Origin of the sequence: Sorangium sp. So ce321 (assembly GCF_051530195.1) — a bacterium.
GTDB lineage: Bacteria > Myxococcota_A > Polyangia > Polyangiales > Polyangiaceae > Sorangium.
The window spans coordinates 13,609,389-13,630,295 of record NZ_CP150329.1 but is presented as its reverse complement, the minus strand read 5'-3'; the positions used below and the strand labels follow the sequence as shown (position 1 = coordinate 13,630,295).

Sequence of the window (20,907 nt, the reverse complement as noted above, 5' to 3'; positions counted from 1 at the left end):
CTCGTCAGCGGCGCATCGCGTCTCCCGGCGGCGACAGGCTCCCTTCACCTCATCCGGCGTACGCGACCAGGCTCTCCAGTCCGGAGTAACGACGAGCGGCCAGCGCCCAGCGCTGATTCCCTGCAATCATGGCCTCTGCGGCGTCCAGGTAGAGGCGGATCGCGTCGTCTGCCCAGAGCGCGAGCACCTTCTCCTTGACGTCCTGGTACTCTGCGACGCGGTCGTCGTGCATGCGCTTGAGCTGCGCGACGGCCTCCTCCGCCGTGATCGCCTGGTTGTCCCGGAGCACGACGATCAGGTTGTGTACCTCGCCGGACCTGAGCTCCTTGCCGAGCGAGAAATAGTCGTTCGTCCAGCAGAGGATATCATTGCAGATGTCTCGAACACTCTGGATGAGGGGATGCTGGACGACCTCCAGGGGCAGCGGCCGTTCGAGCAGCAGCTCGAGCAGGTCACAGTAGGTGTAAACCGCTCCGCTGTAGCGTCTCATCATCAAATATTCGTCGACGTAGGGAGTCCGCATCTGCTTGCGGTTGTTCGCCTCCCATAGGTTCGCCTCATAATAGTATTGAAAATGCGAGAGCCACCGGTTGAGGAAGAAGTGCGGATGACTGCTCCTGATGCGTTCGCGAACGTCGAGCAACCCGCGCGTCAAAGGATCGCTCATGTCCGCTTCTACGTACCCGAATAGCTCTCCCAGGTATTTCTCGTTGAGCCGCTCGACGGCCTCGGGATCCGTGCTGAGCTGGCCCTCGTCGTAGGCATCATCCAGGAGAAATAGCGCAGCAGTGAAATCCGACGCCAGCTGAAGGGTCTGCATGTCCGCAGACGGCAACAGCCATCCGGCGAGCTGCGCGAAGCTCGTCGCCTTGAGCCGCGATAGTGTTCGACCATCCGGAGCCAGCTGCAGCCGGCGTACCCACTGAAGGGTCCTCTGTTCCGCGACGTCTACCTTGGCGTGATGTGACGCAGAGAACGGGTAGTCGAAGGTCTCGACCTCGCTCTTGCTCACAACGACGCTGTTCCGCTCAGAGGGCATGATAAGCTCCGTCCCAAACCCAATTCAAGTAGTAGATTTCTCTTCGCGACATCAGCACGGGCCTACCAGACTCCCTGGATGGTGGGTCGCTCGCGCGCAGCGGAGTACGTGGTGGGGATCACCTCGATGGGGAGCGCCACCGGGCATCGTGTGTTGAGGACCGCGTTCCACTCGAGGCGGTCAGCGCGGAGCTCGAACCGGCTGCACCGGCGCAGTAGCTCGTCCAGCACCACGCGGGCTTGCGTCCGTGCCAGGAAGACCCCGAGGCAAAAGTGGGCGCCGTGACCGAACGCCAGGTTGGCCTGCTCGCGGCGTTCGGGATTGAAGCGGTCCGCGTCCTGGAACCGCGTCTCGTCACGAAGGCCCGAGCCAACGAGCAGCGCCACCACCGCGTGGGCGGGCAGGCGGACGCCGCCGATCTCCGTCTCGGTGAGCGTCAGCCGCATCGTCGCATGCACGGGTGGCTCGAAGCGTAGCACTTCCTCGATGAAGCGCGGAATGAGCGCGGGCTCCGCCCGCAGGCGGTCCATCCATGCCGGACGCTGGGCGAGGATCAGCACCATGTGGGTCATCAGCGAAGTTGCCGTCTCCAGCCCCGCCACGAGGAGCAGGAACAGGAGGGAGACCAGGTCCTGGTCCGTCGTCGCATCGTCGTTGACCTGAGACCGGAGCAGATCACTTACCAGGTCGTTCTCCGGCTGTCGTCGGCGGGCCGCCAGCAGATCCAGCATGTACCGCTCCATCTCATCGATGGTGTTGCGCACCTCGTCGAGCCGCGCATGATCTTCCGGTGAGACGGTGGCGACGCTGACCAGGTCCGTCGTCCAGCGCTCGAAGTGCTTCTCGAGGGAGGGATCGAAGCCGATCAGCTTGGCGAGGACGCTGATCTGCGCGCGGCTCGCGAACTCGGGAATGAAGTCCACCACGCGGCGCTGCACCAGACCGTCCGCGAGGCGCGAGGCGGTCGACCGCATGTGCTGCTCCAGCAGACTCACCGTGCTGGCGGTGAATGCACGGTTGGCGAGGCTCCGCAGCTGGCCGTGCCGCGGCGGATCCGCGAGGATCATGGATCCGGACAAGGGGTTGTGACGTCGGAGGTAGGGCGGCTCCGTGGCGACACGCATCCCCGCCGACGAGAACACCTGAGTGTTCTTGAAGGCGGACATCAGGTCGTCGTATCGCGTCACGACCCACATCCCGTTCGGGTCCACCTGGCACACCGGGGAGCTGCGGCGCAGCTCGGCGTAGAATGGATACGGGTTCTCTCGGACGTCGGGGGAGAACAGATTCAGTCGACTCATCGGGATCTTTCTGACGTGGGAGGACACAGCCGCGACGCCGTGGGGCGCGCGTTGACCAACCTGCTGTGTCGCAGTCTCTCAGGTGCCGTATTGGACAGCGCCATGGGGGGGTGAGCGGCACCGCTCCGAAAAGCGGTCGTCTCCCGGCGCCGGGAAGATCACGAATCCGTCGTCGCAGGCCGCAGCGCTGCAATACATGCAAGTGAGCGCAGCTACCTGGGCGCGTCTCCCGCTGGCAGGCCACGGAGCAGCCGCCGCGCGGCCCGAGCCGACGCTCGAGCTCCCGCATGATTCGGCTGCGCCCGTCGATCGTCGCGGCGCTCGCCAGACGCGAGCGCGCGATTCACGATCGGCCGGACTGCTGCGAAGACATCGCCCGGTGCATCATGAGACAAGAGCCAGCAAGGGCGCTAGGCACTCTTCGTCGCTGCGGGCGTCCGATGGTTTGCTCGGTGCTCCTCCATCTGATGACAGGATGGTATACCATGCGCACGGATGCGCAACTGTATTCTTCGTGGCACCTTCGCAGGAGGACCCTTCCCATTCGAAACGCCATCGATACATGCGCCACGAATGCACGGCCGGACCACGGCGTGTCCTGTGGCGTAAAAATCGCGCAGCCCCTGCGAGCGCGACGCGCGTTCATCCGTCAGGCATCCAGGAGACGCGCTGCAGCCGAGCGACGAATCGATGGCCGCCCGGTGGAGAGTCGATGCGACGGATGGCCAGCGAGACCTCGATGATCCGTGTCGTTCTTCGTCAGCGGTTATGCAGCAATGAAATGCACGCTCGCCGCGGGTTTCATCCGTGAAGGCATGACGCGCGACCAGCGCGCGGCGTCGCGGCGCCCCGGAACGAGCGAGCCCCGAGAGCGAGATCGCCCAGAGCACGCGTTTGCTCGAATACCTGCGGAACTTGCCAGGGATGCTGACGGCGGAGTACTTCACTGTGCTTGTGAGGTGAATTGCAGCGAGGCTGGGCCGCTGATTGTTGCGCCCGCTCGCCATGCAAGATGAGCGCCTCGGCCATTGGAGCGCGCCCATGACAGCTGGATGCCCCGCTCGCGTCATCCATGTCGCGGGTCGCGGCCAGGTCGCGGGTCGCGCCGCGCAGAGGTCGCGGGTCGTGCGACGGCCTGCTCGCCCCGTCCCGCGCCCCTGGGCGCCCCTGGTGGAGCGGCCCTCGCCGGACCAGAGGAGAGGGTCCCGGGCGCCCGGCGCTGCGCTGATCGACCTGCCTTGACCATGCGACCGATCGGTCATATGACTGATCGGTCGCATGCCGAAGAGCACGTTCTTTGGGCTGCCCGAGGAGCGGCGCGATCGCCTCGTGCGCGAGGCGATCGCCGAGTTCGCGGACCGGACCTACGCCGAGGCCTCGCTGTCGCAGATCGCGCGCCGCGCCCGCATCCCGAAGGGCAGCTTCTACCAGTACTTCGAGGACAAGCTCGATCTCTACCGGTGGCTCCTCACCGAGGAGGCGCCGCGGCGCAAGCGCGAGTTCGTGGACGCCGCGCGCCTGGAAGGCGACTTCTGGGCTCGCCTCGAGGCCCTGATCGAGCGCGGCATGGCGTTCCTCGTCGAGCACCCGCGCCTGGCCCGCCTGTCCGCGGCGGCCGCCGACCCGACGGCGGACGTCGAGGTCCGCGGCCTGCACCGGGCCATCTGCGACGCCGGCCTGGCGGAGCTCCGCGCCCTGCTCGAGCAGGGCATCGCGAGCGGCGACATCCGCGCCGCCGGCGCGAGCCTGGAGGTGGCCACCCGCCTCGTCTCCGCCGTCATCGGCCCCGGGCTGACCGACGCCGTGCTCCAGGAGCTCGGGGCCGAGCTCCACGAGGTGCTCGCGTCGGACTCGCTGCGAGGGCAGCTCGGCCCGAAGCGCCGCCATCGCCTCGCCCGGCAAGCGGTCGAGTTTATCCGGAGCGGCCTCGGCTCGGCCGCCGCATCACCACCACCACGAAGGGAGCGCTCATGATCACCTACGACTTCTCCGGGCGCGTCGCGCTCGTCACCGGCGGCACCTCCGGCATCGGGCTCGCGACGGCCCGCGCCTTCGCGCGCGCGGGGGCGCGGGTCACCGTGGCGGCGCGCGGAGACGAGGCCGGGCGGCGCGCCTGCGCGGCGCTGGAGCAGGAGGGCGCCCCGGCGCCGTCCGTGCAGTTCGTGCAGACCGACGTGCGGGACGAGGCCTCGGTGCAGCGCGCCGTGGAGCAGACGGTGAGCCGCTTCGGCCGGCTCGACTTCGCGGCGAACTGCGCGGGCGTCGGCGGCGACATGGCCCGCCTCGAGGAGACCGATCAGGCGGTGTGGGACAGCGTGATGGCGATCAACGCCCGCGGCGTCTGGCTGGCCATGCGCCACGAGATCCCGGCCATGCTCGCGTCGGGCGGGGGCGCCATCGTCAACATGAGCTCGATCTACGGCGCCGCCGGGAAGGCGGCGCACCACGCCTACGTCGCGTCGAAGCACGCGGTCCTCGGGATGACGCGCTCGGTGGCGCTCGAGGTCGCACCCCGGGGGATCCGCGTGAACGCCCTCTGCGCCGGCGTCACCCGCACGCCCGCCATGCAGCAGGCCGAGGCGCTCGCGCCCGCGCTGGTCGAGGCGCTCGTCGCGCAGCACCCGATGGCGCGCATGGCGACCGAGGAAGAGATCGCCGGCGCCGCGCTGTGGCTATGCTCGGAGGCCGCGGGCTACGTGACCGGCGCTCCGCTCCAGGTCGACGGCGGCTTCCTGGCCGCTTGACGCGCGCGGGCGCGCCGCGCATCAGCCCATCACGACGGAGGTCTCATGCAACAAAGGCAGATCGCGTTCCTCGTCTATCCCGACATGACGCCGCTCGACCTCATCGGGCCGCTCCAGGTGGTGAAGAACCTCGAGAGCTTCGGCCTCTTCGACGTTGTCACGGTCGGAGAGCGCCTGGAGCCCGTGCCCACCGACGTGGGGATCGCCATGCAGGCGGAGCGGACCTTCGAGCAGGTCCCCGAGCCGTTCGCGCTCGTGATCCCGGGCGGGCTCGCCGGCCCCATCAAGGCGATCGCGAACGACACGCTGATGGCCTACGTCCGGTCCGCGGGGCGGGGCGCCCAGGTGCTCGGCTCGGTGTGCACCGGGTCGCTCATCCTCGCGGCGGCGGGGCTCCTCGAGGGGCGCAGCGCGACGACGCACTGGACCTTCCTCGATCACCTCGGCCGCCTCGGCGCGGTCCCGGTCCGCAAGCGGTGGGTCGAGGACGGCAGCGTCATCACCGCCGCGGGCGTGTCCGCCGGCATCGACATGGCGATCGCCCTCGTCGCGCGGCTCGCGGGCAACGACGTGGCGCGCACGATCCAGGCGATCGTCGAGTACGACCCCGAGCCGCCGCTCGGCCCCATCGACTGGCGCTGGGTCGAGGACGCGAAGATCGGGCCCACGCTGCTCGAGAGCGTGACCCCCGCGCTGCGGGGCATCCTCGCCGGAAAGCCCGAGCTCGCGGCAAAGCTGTTTCCCTGAGGGCCTCTCCGCGCGGCGCGACGCCCGACGCAGCACGCGACGCGCGGAGCCCGGCGCGCACGCCCGGCACCTGAGGAGTCCGCTCATTTTACAGCCCTTTTCAGCGGGGGAATCGAACAGGAAGGCGGGGAGACAGGGAGTATTTTGAAGATTTCCCTCCCCGCCTCCCCGCCTCCCTGTGAATCTTCCGAAGAGTTCGAGGGGATGCCTCAGCCCCGGCCCCCGACACAGACTCCCCAGCACGCAGCGCGCGACGCCCGCCGCGGAGCCGCGGTTGCGCGGGCCGCCGCTGTCTGTTACACATGGGCGCTGACGCAAGAGGAGAGTGCTCCGGTGAAGATCAGCTCCTGAATCGGTCTCCGTCGCAGGTCGCGAGCGCGCCACGTCCCTTTCGACTGGCCGCGCGGCGCCGCCTGCCCGTCCCGTGACCGGGCCGCTGGCCCTTTGATTCAGGAGCTCTTATGTCGTCGTTGCGCGCGCATCGTCTCTCTTTCTCTTATTCCGACGCGTCCCCGATCCTCACGGACGTCGATCTGTGCCTGACGCCCGGCTGGTACGGGATCATCGGCCCGAACGGCGCCGGCAAGACGACGCTGCTCCGGCTCTTCGCCGGCGATCTCGCGCCCGACGCGGGGAGCCTGCGCCTCGAGCCGCGGGGCGCGTCGATCGCTGTCTGCCCGCAGGCCGTGGAGCGCGCGGACGCGGCGATCCGCGCGCTGGCCGAGGCCGAGGACGGCGTCGCGCGCAGGCTCCGCGGCGAGCTCCTCCTCGACCCGGCGGAGCTCGAGCGCTGGGCCACGCTGTCGCCCGGCGAGCGCAAGCGGTGGCAGATCGGCGCGGCGCTCGCCGCGGAGCCGGACCTGCTCCTGCTCGACGAGCCGACGAACCATATCGACGCCGACGCCCGGGCGCTGCTCGCCGGCGCCCTCGGCGGGTTCCGGGGGATCGGGGCGTGCGTCTCGCATGATCGCGAGCTCCTCGACGCGCTCACCGTCGGCACGATCCGGGTCGATCGCGCCGCGGCGCAGCTCTACCCGGACGGGTACAGCGCGGCCAGGGAGCTCTGGGAGGCCGAGGCGCGGGAGCGCGAGGAGGCCCACCAGCGGCTGCGCGCCGAGGAGCGGCAGCTCCGCCGCCGGCTCGGCGAGGAGCGGCGCGAGCAGGCGTCGGCGGACGCGGAGCGGAGCGTCGGGAAGCGCGCCAAGGGCCCGCGCGACCACGACGCCCGGGGCATGATCGCGAACTTCCGCGTCTCCTCGGCCGAGGCGCGGCTGTCGCGCACCGTGGGCGTCACGCGGAGCAAGCTCGAGAAGGTGTCGGCCGAGGCGGGGACGTTCGAGTTCGAGAAGGCGGTGGGGCGCAGCGTGTTCGTCGGCTACGAGCGCTCGCCCGCGCCGTGGCTTTTCGTGCTCGACGCGCCCGAGGTCCGCGCGGGCGGCGACGGCCCCGTGCTCCTCCGGGACGTGCGGCTCGGCGTCGGCCGCGAGGACCGCATCCGCATCGCGGGCCCGAACGGCGGCGGCAAGACGACCCTGGTGAAGGCGCTGCTCGCCGGCGCGCGGGTGCCGGCGGCGAAGGTGCTCTATGTGCCGCAGGAGCTCGGAGAGGCGGAGGAGGCGGCGCTCATCGCGGCGGCGCGGCGCCTGCCGCCCGAGGAGCGCGGGCGGGTGATGTCGCTCGTGGCCGCCCTCGGCGTGGAGCCCGGCCGGCTGCTCGCCTCGGCGCGGCCGTCGCCGGGCGAGGCGCGCAAGCTGATGATCGCGCTGGGCCTCGGCCAGCACGCGTGGGCGCTGGTGCTGGACGAGCCGACCAACCACCTCGACCTCCCGTCGATCGAGCGGCTGGAGCGCGCCCTCGCCGACTACCCTGGCGCGCTGATCCTCGTCACCCACGATCGGGCGTTCGGCAGGAGCTGCACATCGACCCTCTGGACGGTGGCCGGCGGGGACGTGCTCGTGTCGTCCGACGACGCCGGCGCTTGATCCGCGCCGGCGCCTCGATCCGCGCCGGCGCCTCGATCCGCGCCGGCGCCGCGCTCACGGGAGCGCCGGCGTGCCGCCCATCTCCTCGAGCACGGCGTCCGCGCCCGACACGGCGTCCATCACCCACTCCATGTAGCGGACGTCGACGTGGATGGTCCGGGTGATCGACGGCATGAAGAGCCAGTCGGACGCCATCGCCTCGTAGTTGCCGTCGAACGCGAGGCCCACGAGCTCGCCGCGCGCGTTCAGCGTCGCGGAGCCGGAGTTGCCGTTCGTGATGTCGAGATCGCTCAGGAAGCAGACCGGCACCTCGCCGAGGTCGTCGTCGACATACGGCCCGAACCGCTTCTCGCGCGCCGCCTCGAGCAGGGCCTCCGGGGCGTTGAACGGCGGCTTGCCGGTGTTCTTCTTCACGAGCTCGCTGAGCGCCGTGAACGGGCGATATTCCGGCTTGTCGAGCTCCGGGCGGTAGCCCCGCACGGTGCCGTAGGTGATGCGGAGCGTGCCGTTCGCGTCGGGCGCCAGCAGGCCGCCCCGGTACTCGCGCAGCGCCTCGACGAAGCGCGGCTTCACGAGGCTCATCGCCCCGAGGTAGGCCTTGTCGCGGGCCTCGATCGCCTTGTCGACCGGCGCGAGCTCCAGCGCCAGGCGGAGGAGCGGATCCCGGCTCGCGTTGAGCTCCGCGATCGTGGCCGTCTTCAGCAGCTTCACCCGGGTCGCCGCGTCCTCGAGCGCCGTGCCCGCGTACGCCGCGTCGATCGCCGCGCCGAGGGCGGGCTCGGTGGGCGGCTGCCCGCCCGCGAGGCTCCCGAGCAGCGCGGGCCGGTCCTTCGGGTCGAGCCGCAGCGCGCGCTTCACGGCCAGCTTGAAGGAGCCCTGATCGATCGTGCGTCCGTAGGACTTCTGGAGCGACGCCTGCGCCTGCTCGAGCCGCTCCCAGTTGCGCTCCTGGTACTCGGCCTCGCGCTCGGCGTCGGGCTTCGGCCGCTCCTCGGCCATGCGCACGATCGTGACCGCGGCGTCGAGGAGCCTCGCGGACGACAGGATCTCCGACAAGGCCGCGTCGTGCTCGCGCGTCCTCTGCAGCTCCGCGTGCGCCGCGGCGATCTGCTCGATCGCGCCGCCGTACGCCGCCTTGCGCTCCGGGTCGGCGTCGATCCACGCCTTGAGCTCGTCCTCGAGCCTGGCCTTGTCCTTCGCCAGGCCGCCCTGGACCAGGCCCTCGAGGAGCCCGCGCGTCTTGAGCAGGTAGTTGCTGTAGCCCTGGATGGTCGGCTGCGCCTTGATCCGCGCCTCCGGGTCCCTCTTGCCGAGGTCCTCGAGGAGGGCGATCGACTCCTCGTAGAAAGACACCCGCTTCGGGTATTGCCACGACACGGCGGACTCGACCTCAGCCGCGGTCCGGAGCCGGTTCGTCGTGCCGGGGTAGCCGGCGACCATCACGAGGTCGCCCTGGTTGAGCGGCGCCGAGGCGAGCTTCAGGTGGTGCGCCGGGCGATAAGGCACGTTGTCGTCGGCGTGGGGCGCCGGGCGGTTGTCCTTGCCGACATACGCCCTGAAGAAGGCGAAATCGCCGGAGTGGCGTGGCCAGCGCCAGTTGTCGATATCACCGCCGAAGTTCCCGATCCCCTCGTGCGGGACATAGACGATGCGAACGTCCTTGATCTCCAGCTGCTCGATCAGGGAAACCTTGCTACCGCCGAAATACTCGGCGATGGAGCAACGGATCTCCGGGCGCCCCTTTTCGCACGCGGAGACGAGCTGCTTCTTGCGCTTCTCGATCTCCTCGTAGCGCTCGAGGTCGCCCGGGATCGCCTCGATGCCGCGCCGCACGTCGCCGGTGACGTCGCGGAACGCGCGGGTCACGAACACGCGCGCGGTGGGGCCGGCCCACTTCTCCTCGGCGCGGGTCCTCGCCAGGGTGCCGTTCGTCAGGAGGTCCTGCTCCGGGGTGGAGTTGTACTGGAGCGCCCGCGTGGAGCAGTGATGGTTCGTCGCGATGAGCCCGTCGGGCGACACGAACGAGGCCGAGCAGCCGCCCAGGCTCACCACCGCGCCGAGCGGGGACGCCATGGGGTCGGTGAGCGACTCCGGGTCGATCTCGAGCCCGAGCGCCTCGAGCTGGTCCTTGTGCTGCGCCATCTGCTCGGGCAGCCACATCCCGCCGGGGTTCTCGAAGGGCGCCCCCTTGCCGGGCCCCGAGGCCGGCGGCCTCGTGTCGCCCGCCTGCGGCCGCTCCGACCCGCAGCCCGGCGCGAGCGCGGAGAGCGCGAAGAGCGCAAACAGCCCACGACTACGCAGAGAGGATTGAAACATGCGGTGTTGTTACCATCGCCGGTGGATAAAGCAACCACACCGCACCACGCGAGCGCCGAGAGACGAGGGCAATGCAAGCCGTGTGCGCGCGGAGGAATTCCCCTCATTTTGCAGCTTTTCTCAGCGTGAGAATTGAACAGGGAGGCGAGGAGACAGGGAGTATCTTGAAGATTCCCTCCCCGTCTCCCCGCCTCCCTGTTCGATTCTCCGAAGAATTTGCGGGGATGCCTCGCCTGTGCGCGCGGAGGACATGCGTACTTTCACCTCGTGTTGATTTCCTTCCTGGCCACGCACACCGACGTTCTTCGATGTTCATGAAGGCGCCATTCGCCTGCTTCGACGCGCGCGCGCACGCGAGACTTCATGTTCTCTGGGTCCGGCGCCGGACTGGCATGCGCGACAACCCGGTCAGATCGCGTCAGATCGCGCGCGGGCTGCCGCCGCGCGCGTCGTCGGCCCCGAGCGCCTCCTCGACGGCGCGATCGATCTCGCGCTGCCCGAGGGCGCGGCCGCCGGTGCGGGCGCCGAGCCGCTCGATCGCCTCGAGCGGCGGAAACGTGAGGTTCCTGAGGTCGGTGGCGTTCACCTGCGTGTGGCCGCTCCACTGACGGAAATACGTGTCCACGAGCGTGGAGCTCAGGAACGCGCAGAGGCCGCGGGCGAGCAGCGGCGGCAGCCCGGCGCCGCGCCGGTGGAAGACGTTGAGGTGGTTCTCGAAGCCCACGCGCGCGCAGGGCACCACCGCCGGGTCGAAGACGGCCGCGGTGATGCGCCGCCGCTCCTCCTTCGAGGAGAAGCGCTTCACGACGACGTAGGTCCCGCTCGGCATCCAGAGGTGGGCGGTCGCGGCGCAGTCGACCAGCGCGTTCGGCTTCTTGCCGGCCTTCGGCCAGCGGACGACGCCCGCGTCGAGGTGCGCGGGGTAGATGAGCGGCGCCGCGCCCGCCTGCGGCTCCGGCCGGAGCAGCGCCCGGGCCCGGAAGTCCACGACCTTGCCCGTGGAGATCGAGACGCCGAGGTCCGCGAGGCGCGCGGGCAGCCGCGCGAACGTGTCGGCCACGTCCTTCCCCGCCTGGTCCGGGACGACGTGGATGAAGCGCTCCGGGTCGCCCGGCCGCACCACCTCGGCGTACGGGACCTGCCGCGACGGCGCCGTGATCGCCCCGTCGTCCGGCCCGCGGCTCGACGAGATCAGCACGGCGCCCTGCGGCGCCCCCTTCACCCCGCAGAGCACGACGTTCTCCTGGAGGACGTCGTCGTCGGCGAACGCCGCCGAGCGGGACTCGAAGACGTGCACCCGCCGGAGCGACATCTCGCGCAGGAACAGCTCGCGGAAGGCGCGGAAATAGGGGCCGTTGCAGAAGCTCCTCGGCGTGATGGCGACCAGCTCCCCGCCGGGCGCGAGGACGCGCACGGCGAGCGCGAGGAAGGCGGTGTACAGGTTGCTCGCCTCGATGCCGGCGCGGCGGAGCGAGCGCCGGGCGGCCGAGGCGGCGCCGAGCTTCCTGTAGGGCGGGTTCAGGATCGCGTGGGAGAAGCGCGCCCCCGGCGTGGGCCGCGAGAGCTCCTCGACGGCCGCTGCGATGAAGTCCGCGCGGACGGCGCGGCCGTGGAACGCGACGCCCGCGGCCCGGCACGCGTCGCGGCACGCGCGCATCCCTTTGGAAAGTCGCTTTACCATCGCCGGATCGAGCTCGTAGCCGACGGCGTGGATGTCGGTCGGGGGGGCGGGCCGGCTGCACGCCTCGGCGACGAGCGCCGCGGTGAGGGTGCCGACGCCCGCGCCGGCGTCCAGGACGCGGACCGACCCGCCGAGCTCCTGGAACAGCGACGCCATGAACGAGGCGAGCCGCGGGGGCGTCAGGAACTGGCCGAGCTCCGAGCGCCGCGCCGGGTCGAGGCGCTCGCAGGCCTCTACCCGGTGGAGGTCGACGGCCTCCAGCAGCGCCGCCGGCCCCGGGCGCCGGAGCTCTCGGGCTGCGCTCATCGGCTGGCCGCCATGGCTACCGAGGCTCGGTCGAGGAGCGGCGCGCGCGCAGCTCAGTCGACCTGGTGGGCCCGGAACGAGACGACCGCCCCGCTGCCCTCGAGGCAGCGGTGGATCCACGGGGCGTCGCGCGCGGCCACGGCGATGAGCCGGACGTCGCCCGCGCTGTCGAGCGCCTGGATGCCCTGGAAGCCGACCAGCTCGGCTTCCTCGAGGGTCATCACCTGCGCGCCCGTCTCCTTCAGCACCTCGGCGCTGAGCAGGTCCGCGCTCCCCCTTCCCTCGGCGAGGTACACCTCGAACACGGTCATCATGGGGCCATGGTCGCCGGGCGGCGCGGCGTCGACAAGGGCCGTCGCGCGCCGCGGTGAGCGCACTCGTGAACGCCGCGCCGCGGCGGCGACCGTCCTTGCGCGCAGCGGGAGGGGTGCGGCCGGTCAGCCCTTGCCGGCGGCGGCCTCGCGCTTCGTCTCGAGCTCCTCCCACCGGCTGACCAGGCGCGCCGCCTCCTGCTTGGCGCGCTCGAGATCCGAGAGCAGCCCCGCGACCTCGGCGCCGCGGCTCGCGTAGAGGGTCGGGTCGGCGAGCTTCGCCTCGAGCTCGCGCACCTTCAGCTCGGCCTCGTCGATCTTCCCGACGATGCCGTCGAGCTCGGTCTTCTCCGCGAACGAGAGCTTCGGCTTGTCGCCTGCCCGCGCGGCGCCCTTCGCCGTGGCCTGCGCGGGCCGGGGCTCCGCCGCCTGCGCCCTCGCGGCGCGCGCCGCGGCCTCCGCCTCCGCCGCGAGCGCGGCGTGGGCGCGCTGCTCGCGGTAAGCGTCGTAGTTGCCCGCGTACCGGACCACGCGGCCCTCGCCCTCGAACGCGAGGATCGAGGTCGCCACCCGGTTCAGGAACCACCGGTCGTGGGTCACGACGAGCGCGGAGCCCTCGAGCTCGATGAGCATCTCCTCGAGCGCGGCCAGGGTCATCACGTCGAGGTCGTTGGTGGGCTCGTCGAGGATGATCACGTTGACGCTCTGGGTGAGCATCTTCGCGAGGGCGACGCGCGCGCGCTCCCCGCCGGAGAGCGAGCCCACCGGCTGCCGCGCCTTGTTCGGGTCGAAGAGGAACCGCTCCAGGTAGCTGCGCACGTCCATGGATCGGCCGCCGATCTCGACGCGCGTGTGCGACCCCGCGATGTTCTCGAAGATCGACTTGTCGAGGTCGAGCCCGCTGCGGTGCTGGTCGAAGTAGGCGACGCTCGAGTTCTTTCCGAGCACGACCTCGCCCTCCATCGCGGGCCCCTCGGCGGCCGCGCCCTCGACGGCGGCGCCGAGCTGGCCGAGGATCGCCCGGAGCATCGTGGTCTTGCCCGTGCCGTTGCGGCCGACGATGCCGACGCGCTCGCCCTTGGTCAGGGAGAAGTCGAGCCCGCGCACGAGCCACCTGCCGTCGACCGAGAGGCCGAGCTTCTTCAGCTCGAGGATGGTCTTGCCGGTGCGCACCGACTCCACCGAGAGCTGCGCGGTGCGCTCGGCCTTCGGCGGCGGGGCGGCCTTGGTCGTCTCCGCGCGCTGGATGCGGGCCTTCTGCTTGCCCGTGCGCGCCTTCGGCTGCCGCCTCAGCCACTCGAGCTCGGTGCGCAGGAAGTTCTGCCGGTTCGACTCGGTGCGCGACTCGAGGGCGAGGCGGTCGGCCTTCTGCTCGAGGTACTCCTCGTAGCCGCCGTCGTAGCTGTAGACCTTGCCCTTGTCGATCTCGAGCGTGCGCTCGGCGACGCGGTCGAGCAGGTAGCGGTCGTGGGTGATGAGGAGCAGCGCGCCGGGGTGCTCCTCGACGAGGTAGCGCTCGAGCCACTCGACGGTCTCGACGTCGAGGTGGTTGCTCGGCTCGTCGAGCACGGCGAGGGCGGGCCGCGACACGAGCAGGCGCGCGAGGGCGACGCGCCGGCGGTCGCCGCCGCTGAGCACGCTCATGGGCGCGTCGGGCCGGGTGACGCCGACGTGGCCGATGATCGCGTCGACCCGGTGCATCATGTCCCACCCGCCGAGCCGCTCGACGTCGGCCGCGGCGGAGGTCTGCTCGGCGAGGAGCGCCTCGGCGTCCCCCGAGCCGGCGGCGAGCGAGCGGCTCACCTCGTCGTGCCGGGCCTTGGCCGCGTGCCACGCCGAGAGCCCGGCGAGCACCACGTCGCGCGCGGTGTCGGACGCCTCGAAGACCGGATCCTGGGAGAGAATGCCGATCTCGGCGCCGCGGCGGCGCGCGATCGTGCCGCTGTCGGGCTGCTCGACCCCGGCGAGGATGCGGGCCAGCGTGCTCTTGCCGGAGCCGTTGACGCCGACCAGGCCGACGCGCTCGCCCGTGCGGATGTTGACCGAGACGCCGTCGAGGATGGTCTGCGGGCCGAAGGCTTTGTGGAGATCGTGAGCGGTGAGGACGGGCACAGGGCGCGGAGCTTAGCGCAGCGGCCGCCGCATGGGCCCGCTTTGCTGAGCTGGCGCCGCCGGGACGCTGCGAGCGCGCCGACAGCGGCCGGCGGCCCCGGCCGGCGCGCTGCCGCGCGGCCTGCTCGCCTTGTTCGGCCCCGCGCGGCGCGCTCGGCCCCGCGCCGCGCGCCGCGTGTTCCGCCGCGCGCTCGCCAGGGCAGGAGGCCGCGGCGAGCGCGGCGGTATCTGCTCAGCCGCCCATCGCGGCGTTGATGAGGGGCGCGACGATCTTCATGCCGGGATCCTCGTTGTTGTACCAGTTCCTCGGCTCGTAGATCCGGACGCGCCTGTTCTCGTTGACGAAGCGCTGGAGGAACACCTCCATCGGTACGAACTCGCTGTAACACTTGTAGCTCTGGCCGAGCGGCAGCTCGAGGTATTCGAACCAGGAGCGCTTCTTCTCCATGGCCTGGCAGGCGTGGCTGCCGATGAAGGTGAGGATCGTGCTGCAGTGGCTGTCATTGATCGGGCGGTGGTGCGGGATGAAATAGCTGAAGTTGTCGAGCTCGTTCAGCTGGGCGACCAGCCGGTCCTGGTCCTTCTTCCAGCGGGCCAGCACCGACTCCTGATCATGGGGCTCGTAGAAGCGCTCGTAGGAGAACCGCGAGTAGTTGTAGTCGCGCGAGTACCCTGTGTAGGCCAGCTGGTCGCCGGGAAACGCGGCTGCCACCATGCGGTTGATCGTGCCGAGGTCGTCCGGGTCAAAGGAGGACGGCAGCTCCTCGAACACGGAGTCGAGGGCCCACGACTCCCGGATCGTGTCGTGCAGCGGCCGCGAGTCGTAGGTGATGTTCGGCGCGAGGTGGATCGGCCCCGAGTCGTTGAGCAGATAGCCGCGCTGCGGGTTCATGATGCTGCGCACGAAGTAGAACGCGGACGAGGTGGCGGCGCCGCCAGCGCTGTAGCCGGTGACCAGGAGCTTCTGGGCGCGCGGGAGCTGGGCCCTCGCGTAGCTCGCCGCGGCGATCGTGTTGTCGTAGCCGCTGTGGTGCCAGGTGAGCGGCGGCTCCTCCCCCGTCGGGTCGGTGTACGTGACGACGCTGTCGCCGACGTGGACGTCGCCCGTGCAGTACGGCATGTAAACGATGTTCCAGCCCTTCGTCACGAGGTCCGTGCGGCTGCGCAGGGGGAGGCCCGGGTCGGCGCCGTTCACGATCGGCGACGCGTACTGCGCCTTCACTTGCTGCATGTAATCGTCCGGGATCCCGTTCGGGTTCGCCGCGCCGAGCACGCCCGCGCGCCCGCTGCAGGTGTCGTAATCCCAGCAAGCGCCGCCCCCCTCGAAGAAGAACAGCACGTTCGGCGAGCTGGTCCGGCGGATGAAGAACTTGTACTGTGATCCATTTCCGCACGTCGTCCCCGGGAGCTCTACTTTCTGCCACGCGTAGTCGTTCCCTCCGTCGACGACGACGTCGACCAGGGTGTCGAGGAGCTCCTGGGCGTGGGCGGCGCTCGGCACCGCCGCTGAGACCAGCACGATCATCTGCAATCGACGCTTCATCGAAACCTCCGGTCAGCTCGTGGGCAGCTTGACTCGAGCAGCGACCTCGCACGCGAGAGGGTCCTCGTGGCAGCGCGCCACGGGCGTGCATCGATGATGGGCGGCGCGGGCGAGAGCGCGGTCTCGTCGTCGGCGAGCGTAGCCGTTTCCCCGCGCCGCGTTCAACCTCCGTTGCTCGATCGCCGATCGACATCACACCGGCGCTCACGCCGACGCACGAGCGTATGGCGCGGACGAAACAGCGGCGAGGTTGTGGCTGGAAAGCAACACCCCGGCCCTCGGGTTTCGGGGCAACGGCTTCGGGCAACGGCCTCGGGCGACGCCTGTCTGTCGCGCCCTCCGCGGTTGATAAACGCACGCAGCGCGGGTATTCACGTCACATGGGGGTGAACACTCGGCTCCGCGGGCGGCGCTGGCTCCTCGTCGCCTCTGCCGTGCTCGCGCTGGGCGCAGCCCTGGGCCTCGGCGCTCTCCGTGAGGAGCGTTCTGCGGGGCGCGGACGCGGGGCGATGGCGGACTCAGCCGTGAGCTCACCAGGACGCGTGCCGCCCCGCGACGGCGCTCCACGTTCCGGTGCCTCGGTCCTCGATGAGCCCTCGGTCGCCGAGGAAGACCACGGCGCGAACCTCGTCCGGAGCGCCTCGAGCACGCCGGAGGACCTGGCTGGGCGCGGGTATCCGGTGGACCTCGAGCGCCTGCGCGCGCAGCTGCCCGACAACCTTTACTGGCAGCTCGGCGCGCCGACGGACGACCCTCGCGAGCTCCAGGAGCGCGCCGAAGAGCAGAAGCGCTGGGAAGATCTCTTTGGCAAGGTCCAGTCGAACACGGCCTCCGAGGAGGAGGTCCGCCGCTACTACGAGCATAGCCGGCGTGTGTCCGAGGATTACATTCAGTTCGCGAGCCTCGTGCTCGCCCAGCACCGAGACGAGCTCCCCGAGCACGATCAGGGCCTGTACGAGCTGAGCATCAAGATGCACCGCTCCCGCCTCGCCGAGATCCCGCGCCAGATCGAGGGCGCGCTCGCGCGCACGCAGGCGCAGGATCGAGCGAGGGACGAATGGCAACGGAGCGCGGGGCGAGAGTGAGCTAGTACCGCGTCACCCAAGGACGGCCATGCCGCGCTGCCAGCGCCCGCCGGGGCACTGGCCCGGAGGCCTCGGGGTCGAGCACCTCGAGGGCGAGCCGAGCCCCGTCTTCGACGGCAGCCTGCGACGCGCGCCCCGTGCCGTTGCGGCCGACGATGCAGCGCGCCGGGGTGCTCCTCGACGAGGCAGCGCTCGAGCCACTCGGCGGTCTCGAGGTTGGGGTGATCGCTCGGCTTGGCAAGCTCTTCTGTTGTGATCCGGTGATTCCATCTTCGGGATCGCCCCGGCGCGATACGCAGGGTTCTCCCCCGTAGCAGCGGGCGACGACGCGACCCATGTTCATGGTCCGCGCCACGAAGCTGCGCGAGCTGTCGCGTAGCGCTGTTGCGCATCGGAGACGTGTTCGAGGCGCGTTGCTCGCGACGAAGGAAGGAGGCAGATGATGCGAGATCAATTCGGCAGGGACACAGGCTACGGACGAGCTGAGCGCGGTTGGGACGAGCGCTACAGGAACGATCGGAGCCATTTCTCCGAACGCGGCTGGTATGGAGACGAGCGCCGCGGCGCGGGCCCGATGTACGATCGCGGCATCGCCACGCGCGTCCAGGGTGACCACCGCGACTGGGGCCGCGAGCTCGAGCGCAATCACGGGCGCACGGCGCAGCGCGACTACCGGAGCAGCCCGCTCGACGACGGCCGCTTTGCCGGCGTCGACCGCGGCGCCGGCGACCAGGACCACGGCTGGGTTCATGACGACCGCGGCGGCGATTACGATGGCCGCGACTACAGCTACAGCTTCGGCGGCAATCCCATCGAGGGCATGGCCAGCGCCTACAACCGCAACCTCGGCGGCGCCTATCACCTCGGCATGACCCGCGTCGTGAACCCCGACGGCTGGCACGGCGGCCCGCACCGCGGAGAGAGCCACGATCAGGCGCACACGGCGCGCGACGCCGGCCGCTCGGCGATGGCGGGCGTCAGCCACGCGCTGCACGAGATCGGAGACCGCGTGCGCAGCGCGCTCGGCCGCGGGCCGAAGGGCTACAAGCGCTCCGACGCGCGGATCCAGGAGGACATCTGCGAGCTGCTCTCGGACCGCCACGACATCGACGTGAGCGACGTCACGGTCCAAGTGCAGGGCAACGAGGTCACGCTCGAGGGCACGGTGCCCGAGCGCCACCACAAGCGCCTCATCGAGCACGTCGCCGAGAGCGTGCGGGGCGTCGAGGACGTGCACAACCGGATCCGGGTCCAGCAGGCCGTCGAGCCGGCCACGCGCTCGACCGCCACGGCGGGCACCCTGGGTGATGCCGCCCTGGCGAGCACGCGGCACGGCGCGGCGCGCCCGGCGTCGAGCCACGTGGCCCGGGGCTGAGCCCGCGAGCCCGCGCGCGCCGGCGCTGGTCGCACGAGATGTGGCCAGCGCCGGAGCAGGCCCGCAGGCGAGCGCTGCGGCGGCGGCTCAGCCGCCCATGGCGGCGTTGATATGTAATCGTCAGCCTCGCGTCTGCTTGGGCCAGCTCGGTCCGGTTGTGTTCGGCGCGCTATTGCCTCGGTGGAAGTTGATCGGGCAGGGGATGGTTGCAGGCGCACATGTATGCTTCTACCGGGTTCCTCTGGTCCGCCAGGTGCTGCGGGCGATCTCCGGTGTCGGGGGTGGGCACCGCCAGGCCGCCGAACCCGAATTTGTCGCTCCACGTTCCATCCCCGTCCTGGCGATAGACGTGGTACGAGAAAGGGTTCGCGTACATGTAGATCTTGGTCCGGTTGTCGGGACACGGCTCGGTCAGGGAGGATGGGATGAGCCCGTCGCCCGCGGCATATTGCTCGAACCGGTAAGCCTGTTCTCTGGTCGGTCGAAGTCCCATCGTATACCCCGGATCTTGACCGACCCCACTCACCGGGTATTTGTTCTGCGCATAGTAGTAGCAGTTGGACTGGACTGCGGTCTCGTCGGTATACGTCCACTTCTCCGGTTCATAGACGGTGGGCTCGCAGGTGTGCTCGGCGCAGGAGCGGCCGCACTCGAGCTCCACGAGCCCGACGCACGTGTCGTCCCAGGCGGTCGTACAGCACGAGCCTCGGCGTTCACACACGGCGCTCACGCAGCTGTCCACCGAGCTCTCGAGCGCGGTCCCCGGGTTGCAGAGTCCATGGGTTCCAGCCTTCTTGCGCGCGACGACCGCATACGCGGTCGTCGTGCCCGCGCTCGCGGCGAACTGGTCGCGCGAGGTGGCGGACACGCTGCGGCCGTCCTCGCCTGGCTGGATGGAAACGAGCGTGCGACTTCGCTGCTCGCTCGCGTAGTCGATCGACGCGCCCATCCCGATGAGCGCCCACCCCGGCTCGATCTGCAGGGAGCTGGCGCCGTATCCGTAGTCCGCGTGCCCGGAGCTCCCCTGGATGGTCCTGATCTCGAGGCCGCCGAAGCCTTCGATGACCTCCTCCTTGAGCTGAAGGAGCCAAGCAGACGTCGTCCCCGCGGCGGGGATGATGTAGTCGGTCGAAGCGGTCTTCCACTCGTCGAGGCCCGCGGGGTAGCTGGCGGTCAGGAAGCGCGCGGCACCGTCGGTGACCGACGCATCCGGCGCTGTCTGGGCGCCGCCGCCGATCGTCATCCAGCCGTCGTCGACCTGAGCCGCGGCGACGTCCGTGGGAGCTTGAACGGACTTCCGCTGGATCGAGTCCTGGAGATCCTTGGTCCTGACGCCGTCCAGGCGCATTCCGATGGCGTACACCGTCAAGTGGTGTGGATTGGACGCCACGCGCGCGCTCGACGAGGCCCGCCATGTCCGGGCGTCGAGCGGGCGGCTCTCACGCAAGAACGCGGCGCTGCCGGTGCTGCTGTCCGTCGTGGCACCGCCGCCGACCAGCGCGTACTCCGGGTCGACCACGCAATCGACGCCCACGTGGACGTCGGACGAGGCGACCGTCGTGCACTCCTTGATCTGGACGTGCACCGGAGCTGCGGAATCGTCCCTGCGCGAGACCACGGTGACCTCTTCGCTCGAAATAGCCGACTGAGCTTGCGCGGTCAGGTCTCCGGCAAGTAGTGCGGTGTCTGCGTCGTCCGAGATGCACCCGGCCAGGCTGGCCATGAGGATGCTGGAAGGCACTCCGAGCGCAAGACACACAGGGGGACGTCTACTCATGATTTCACCATACCTTTGCCGAATGACCTGGCTTCCAGTACCCGGAGTTTGGAGCAATGAAGGGACGACGCCTCACGCGTCCGTGCGCGGCAGCGTCTGAACCCGTCACGCGATGGTACCGATCATGCAAGATCTACGTATCGTGGCTCCAAGCACCCGCCGTGCCACGGCTCGACGCTGAAGGGACTCGACGATCGTCGCCGTGGGTCGTGGGGTGAGCACGGCCCCTTCGGTGCGTGGCCAAGCCATGGATACAACTTACTTTTTCAGGGGGAGGCGGGCCGGGCGAGGGTCTTCCTGTCACCTGAGGTGAGCGTGGCTATTCCCCCTTGGCGTCCTCGATCGGAGAGGTGCCTTGGAGCGTCCGCGGGGCGGGCGTGTGGCGCCGCGGCAATGCTTGCCGTGCCCCAGCCTTTCAGCGCTGGCAACTTTTGCCAGGACGGCAACTCTTGCCATGCGCACGCCGGGCCTGCGGGCGAGCTCGATTGCGCGGCAGCCGCTCGTGGGCGGCGCTCGGTTCGTCGCGCGGCCCGCTCTCGTGATCGTCGCCGCGACGGCCCCGGCGTCCGGCGACGCGCTCGGTCGCGT

The 20,907-nt window shown here is 70.2% G+C and carries 14 protein-coding genes; 6 read left to right on the top strand and 8 right to left on the bottom strand.

Annotation, left to right across the window (positions count from 1 at the left end; genetic code table 11):
• Positions 1-49: 49 nt before the first annotated feature.
• Both WME89_RS50585 and WME89_RS50580 read right to left on the bottom strand, forming a co-directional pair.
• Positions 50-1,039 (bottom strand): terpene synthase family protein, encoded by a 990-nt coding sequence (locus WME89_RS50585; RefSeq protein ID WP_438006675.1) that lies wholly within the window; start codon positions 1,037-1,039, stop codon positions 50-52.
• Between the two features lie 62 nt (positions 1,040-1,101).
• Complete coding sequence (locus WME89_RS50580) at positions 1,102-2,367, bottom strand: cytochrome P450 (RefSeq protein WP_438006674.1); 1,266 nt, start codon at positions 2,365-2,367, stop codon at positions 1,102-1,104.
• Between the two features lie 1,251 nt (positions 2,368-3,618).
• Between WME89_RS50580 and WME89_RS50575 the strand changes: the two genes are divergently transcribed.
• From WME89_RS50575 to WME89_RS50560, 4 genes are all read left to right on the top strand, one after another.
• Positions 3,619-4,314 (top strand): TetR/AcrR family transcriptional regulator, encoded by a 696-nt coding sequence (locus tag WME89_RS50575; protein WP_438006673.1) that lies wholly within the window; start codon positions 3,619-3,621, stop codon positions 4,312-4,314.
• Positions 4,311-5,084, top strand: coding sequence for an SDR family NAD(P)-dependent oxidoreductase (locus tag WME89_RS50570; protein ID WP_438006672.1), 774 nt, complete (start codon positions 4,311-4,313; stop codon positions 5,082-5,084). Before WME89_RS50575 ends, WME89_RS50570 begins: the two co-directional genes overlap by 4 nt.
• A 45-nt stretch (positions 5,085-5,129) precedes the next feature.
• Positions 5,130-5,831 (top strand): DJ-1/PfpI family protein, encoded by a 702-nt coding sequence (locus WME89_RS50565; protein WP_438006671.1) that lies wholly within the window; start codon positions 5,130-5,132, stop codon positions 5,829-5,831.
• Positions 5,832-6,292: 461 nt separating this feature from the next.
• Positions 6,293-7,813 (top strand): ATP-binding cassette domain-containing protein, encoded by a 1,521-nt coding sequence (locus WME89_RS50560; protein WP_438006670.1) that lies wholly within the window; start codon positions 6,293-6,295, stop codon positions 7,811-7,813.
• A 54-nt stretch (positions 7,814-7,867) separates the two neighbouring features.
• On the opposite strand, the gene WME89_RS50555 is transcribed toward WME89_RS50560, so the two are convergent.
• The 5 genes from WME89_RS50555 to WME89_RS50535 all read right to left on the bottom strand — a co-directional run bounded on the left by WME89_RS50555 (position 7,868) and on the right by WME89_RS50535 (position 16,082).
• Positions 7,868-10,129, bottom strand: coding sequence for a S46 family peptidase (locus tag WME89_RS50555; protein ID WP_438006669.1), 2,262 nt, complete (start codon positions 10,127-10,129; stop codon positions 7,868-7,870).
• Between the two features lie 418 nt (positions 10,130-10,547).
• Positions 10,548-12,116, bottom strand: a complete 1,569-nt coding sequence (locus WME89_RS50550; protein WP_438006668.1) for an Eco57I restriction-modification methylase domain-containing protein — start codon at positions 12,114-12,116, stop codon at positions 10,548-10,550.
• Between the two features lie 53 nt (positions 12,117-12,169).
• A complete protein-coding gene (locus WME89_RS50545; protein ID WP_438006667.1) occupies positions 12,170-12,430 on the bottom strand; it encodes a hypothetical protein in 261 nt (86 codons plus the stop codon).
• Between the two features lie 123 nt (positions 12,431-12,553).
• Entirely contained in the window at positions 12,554-14,539 is a 1,986-nt protein-coding gene (locus WME89_RS50540) for an ABC-F family ATP-binding cassette domain-containing protein (RefSeq protein ID WP_438006666.1), read from the bottom strand.
• A 232-nt stretch (positions 14,540-14,771) separates the two neighbouring features.
• Positions 14,772-16,082: a pectin acetylesterase-family hydrolase gene (locus WME89_RS50535; RefSeq protein ID WP_438006665.1), complete on the bottom strand. Its 1,311-nt coding sequence runs from the start codon at positions 16,080-16,082 to the stop codon at positions 14,772-14,774.
• A gap of 524 nt (positions 16,083-16,606) precedes the next feature.
• On the opposite strand from WME89_RS50535, the gene WME89_RS50530 reads away from it, so the two are divergent.
• Positions 16,607-17,167 (top strand): hypothetical protein, encoded by a 561-nt coding sequence (locus tag WME89_RS50530; RefSeq protein ID WP_438006664.1) that lies wholly within the window; start codon positions 16,607-16,609, stop codon positions 17,165-17,167.
• Between the two features lie 439 nt (positions 17,168-17,606).
• Positions 17,607-18,542: a BON domain-containing protein gene (locus tag WME89_RS50525; protein WP_438006663.1), complete on the top strand. Its 936-nt coding sequence runs from the start codon at positions 17,607-17,609 to the stop codon at positions 18,540-18,542.
• 169 nt (positions 18,543-18,711) lie between these two features.
• Here WME89_RS50525 and WME89_RS50520 read toward each other — a convergent pair whose 3' ends face one another.
• Positions 18,712-20,160 carry a hypothetical protein gene (locus WME89_RS50520; protein ID WP_438006662.1) on the bottom strand — a complete coding sequence of 483 codons (1,449 nt, stop codon included), beginning with the start codon at positions 20,158-20,160 and terminating at the stop codon, positions 18,712-18,714.
• Positions 20,161-20,907: the final 747 nt, after the last annotated feature.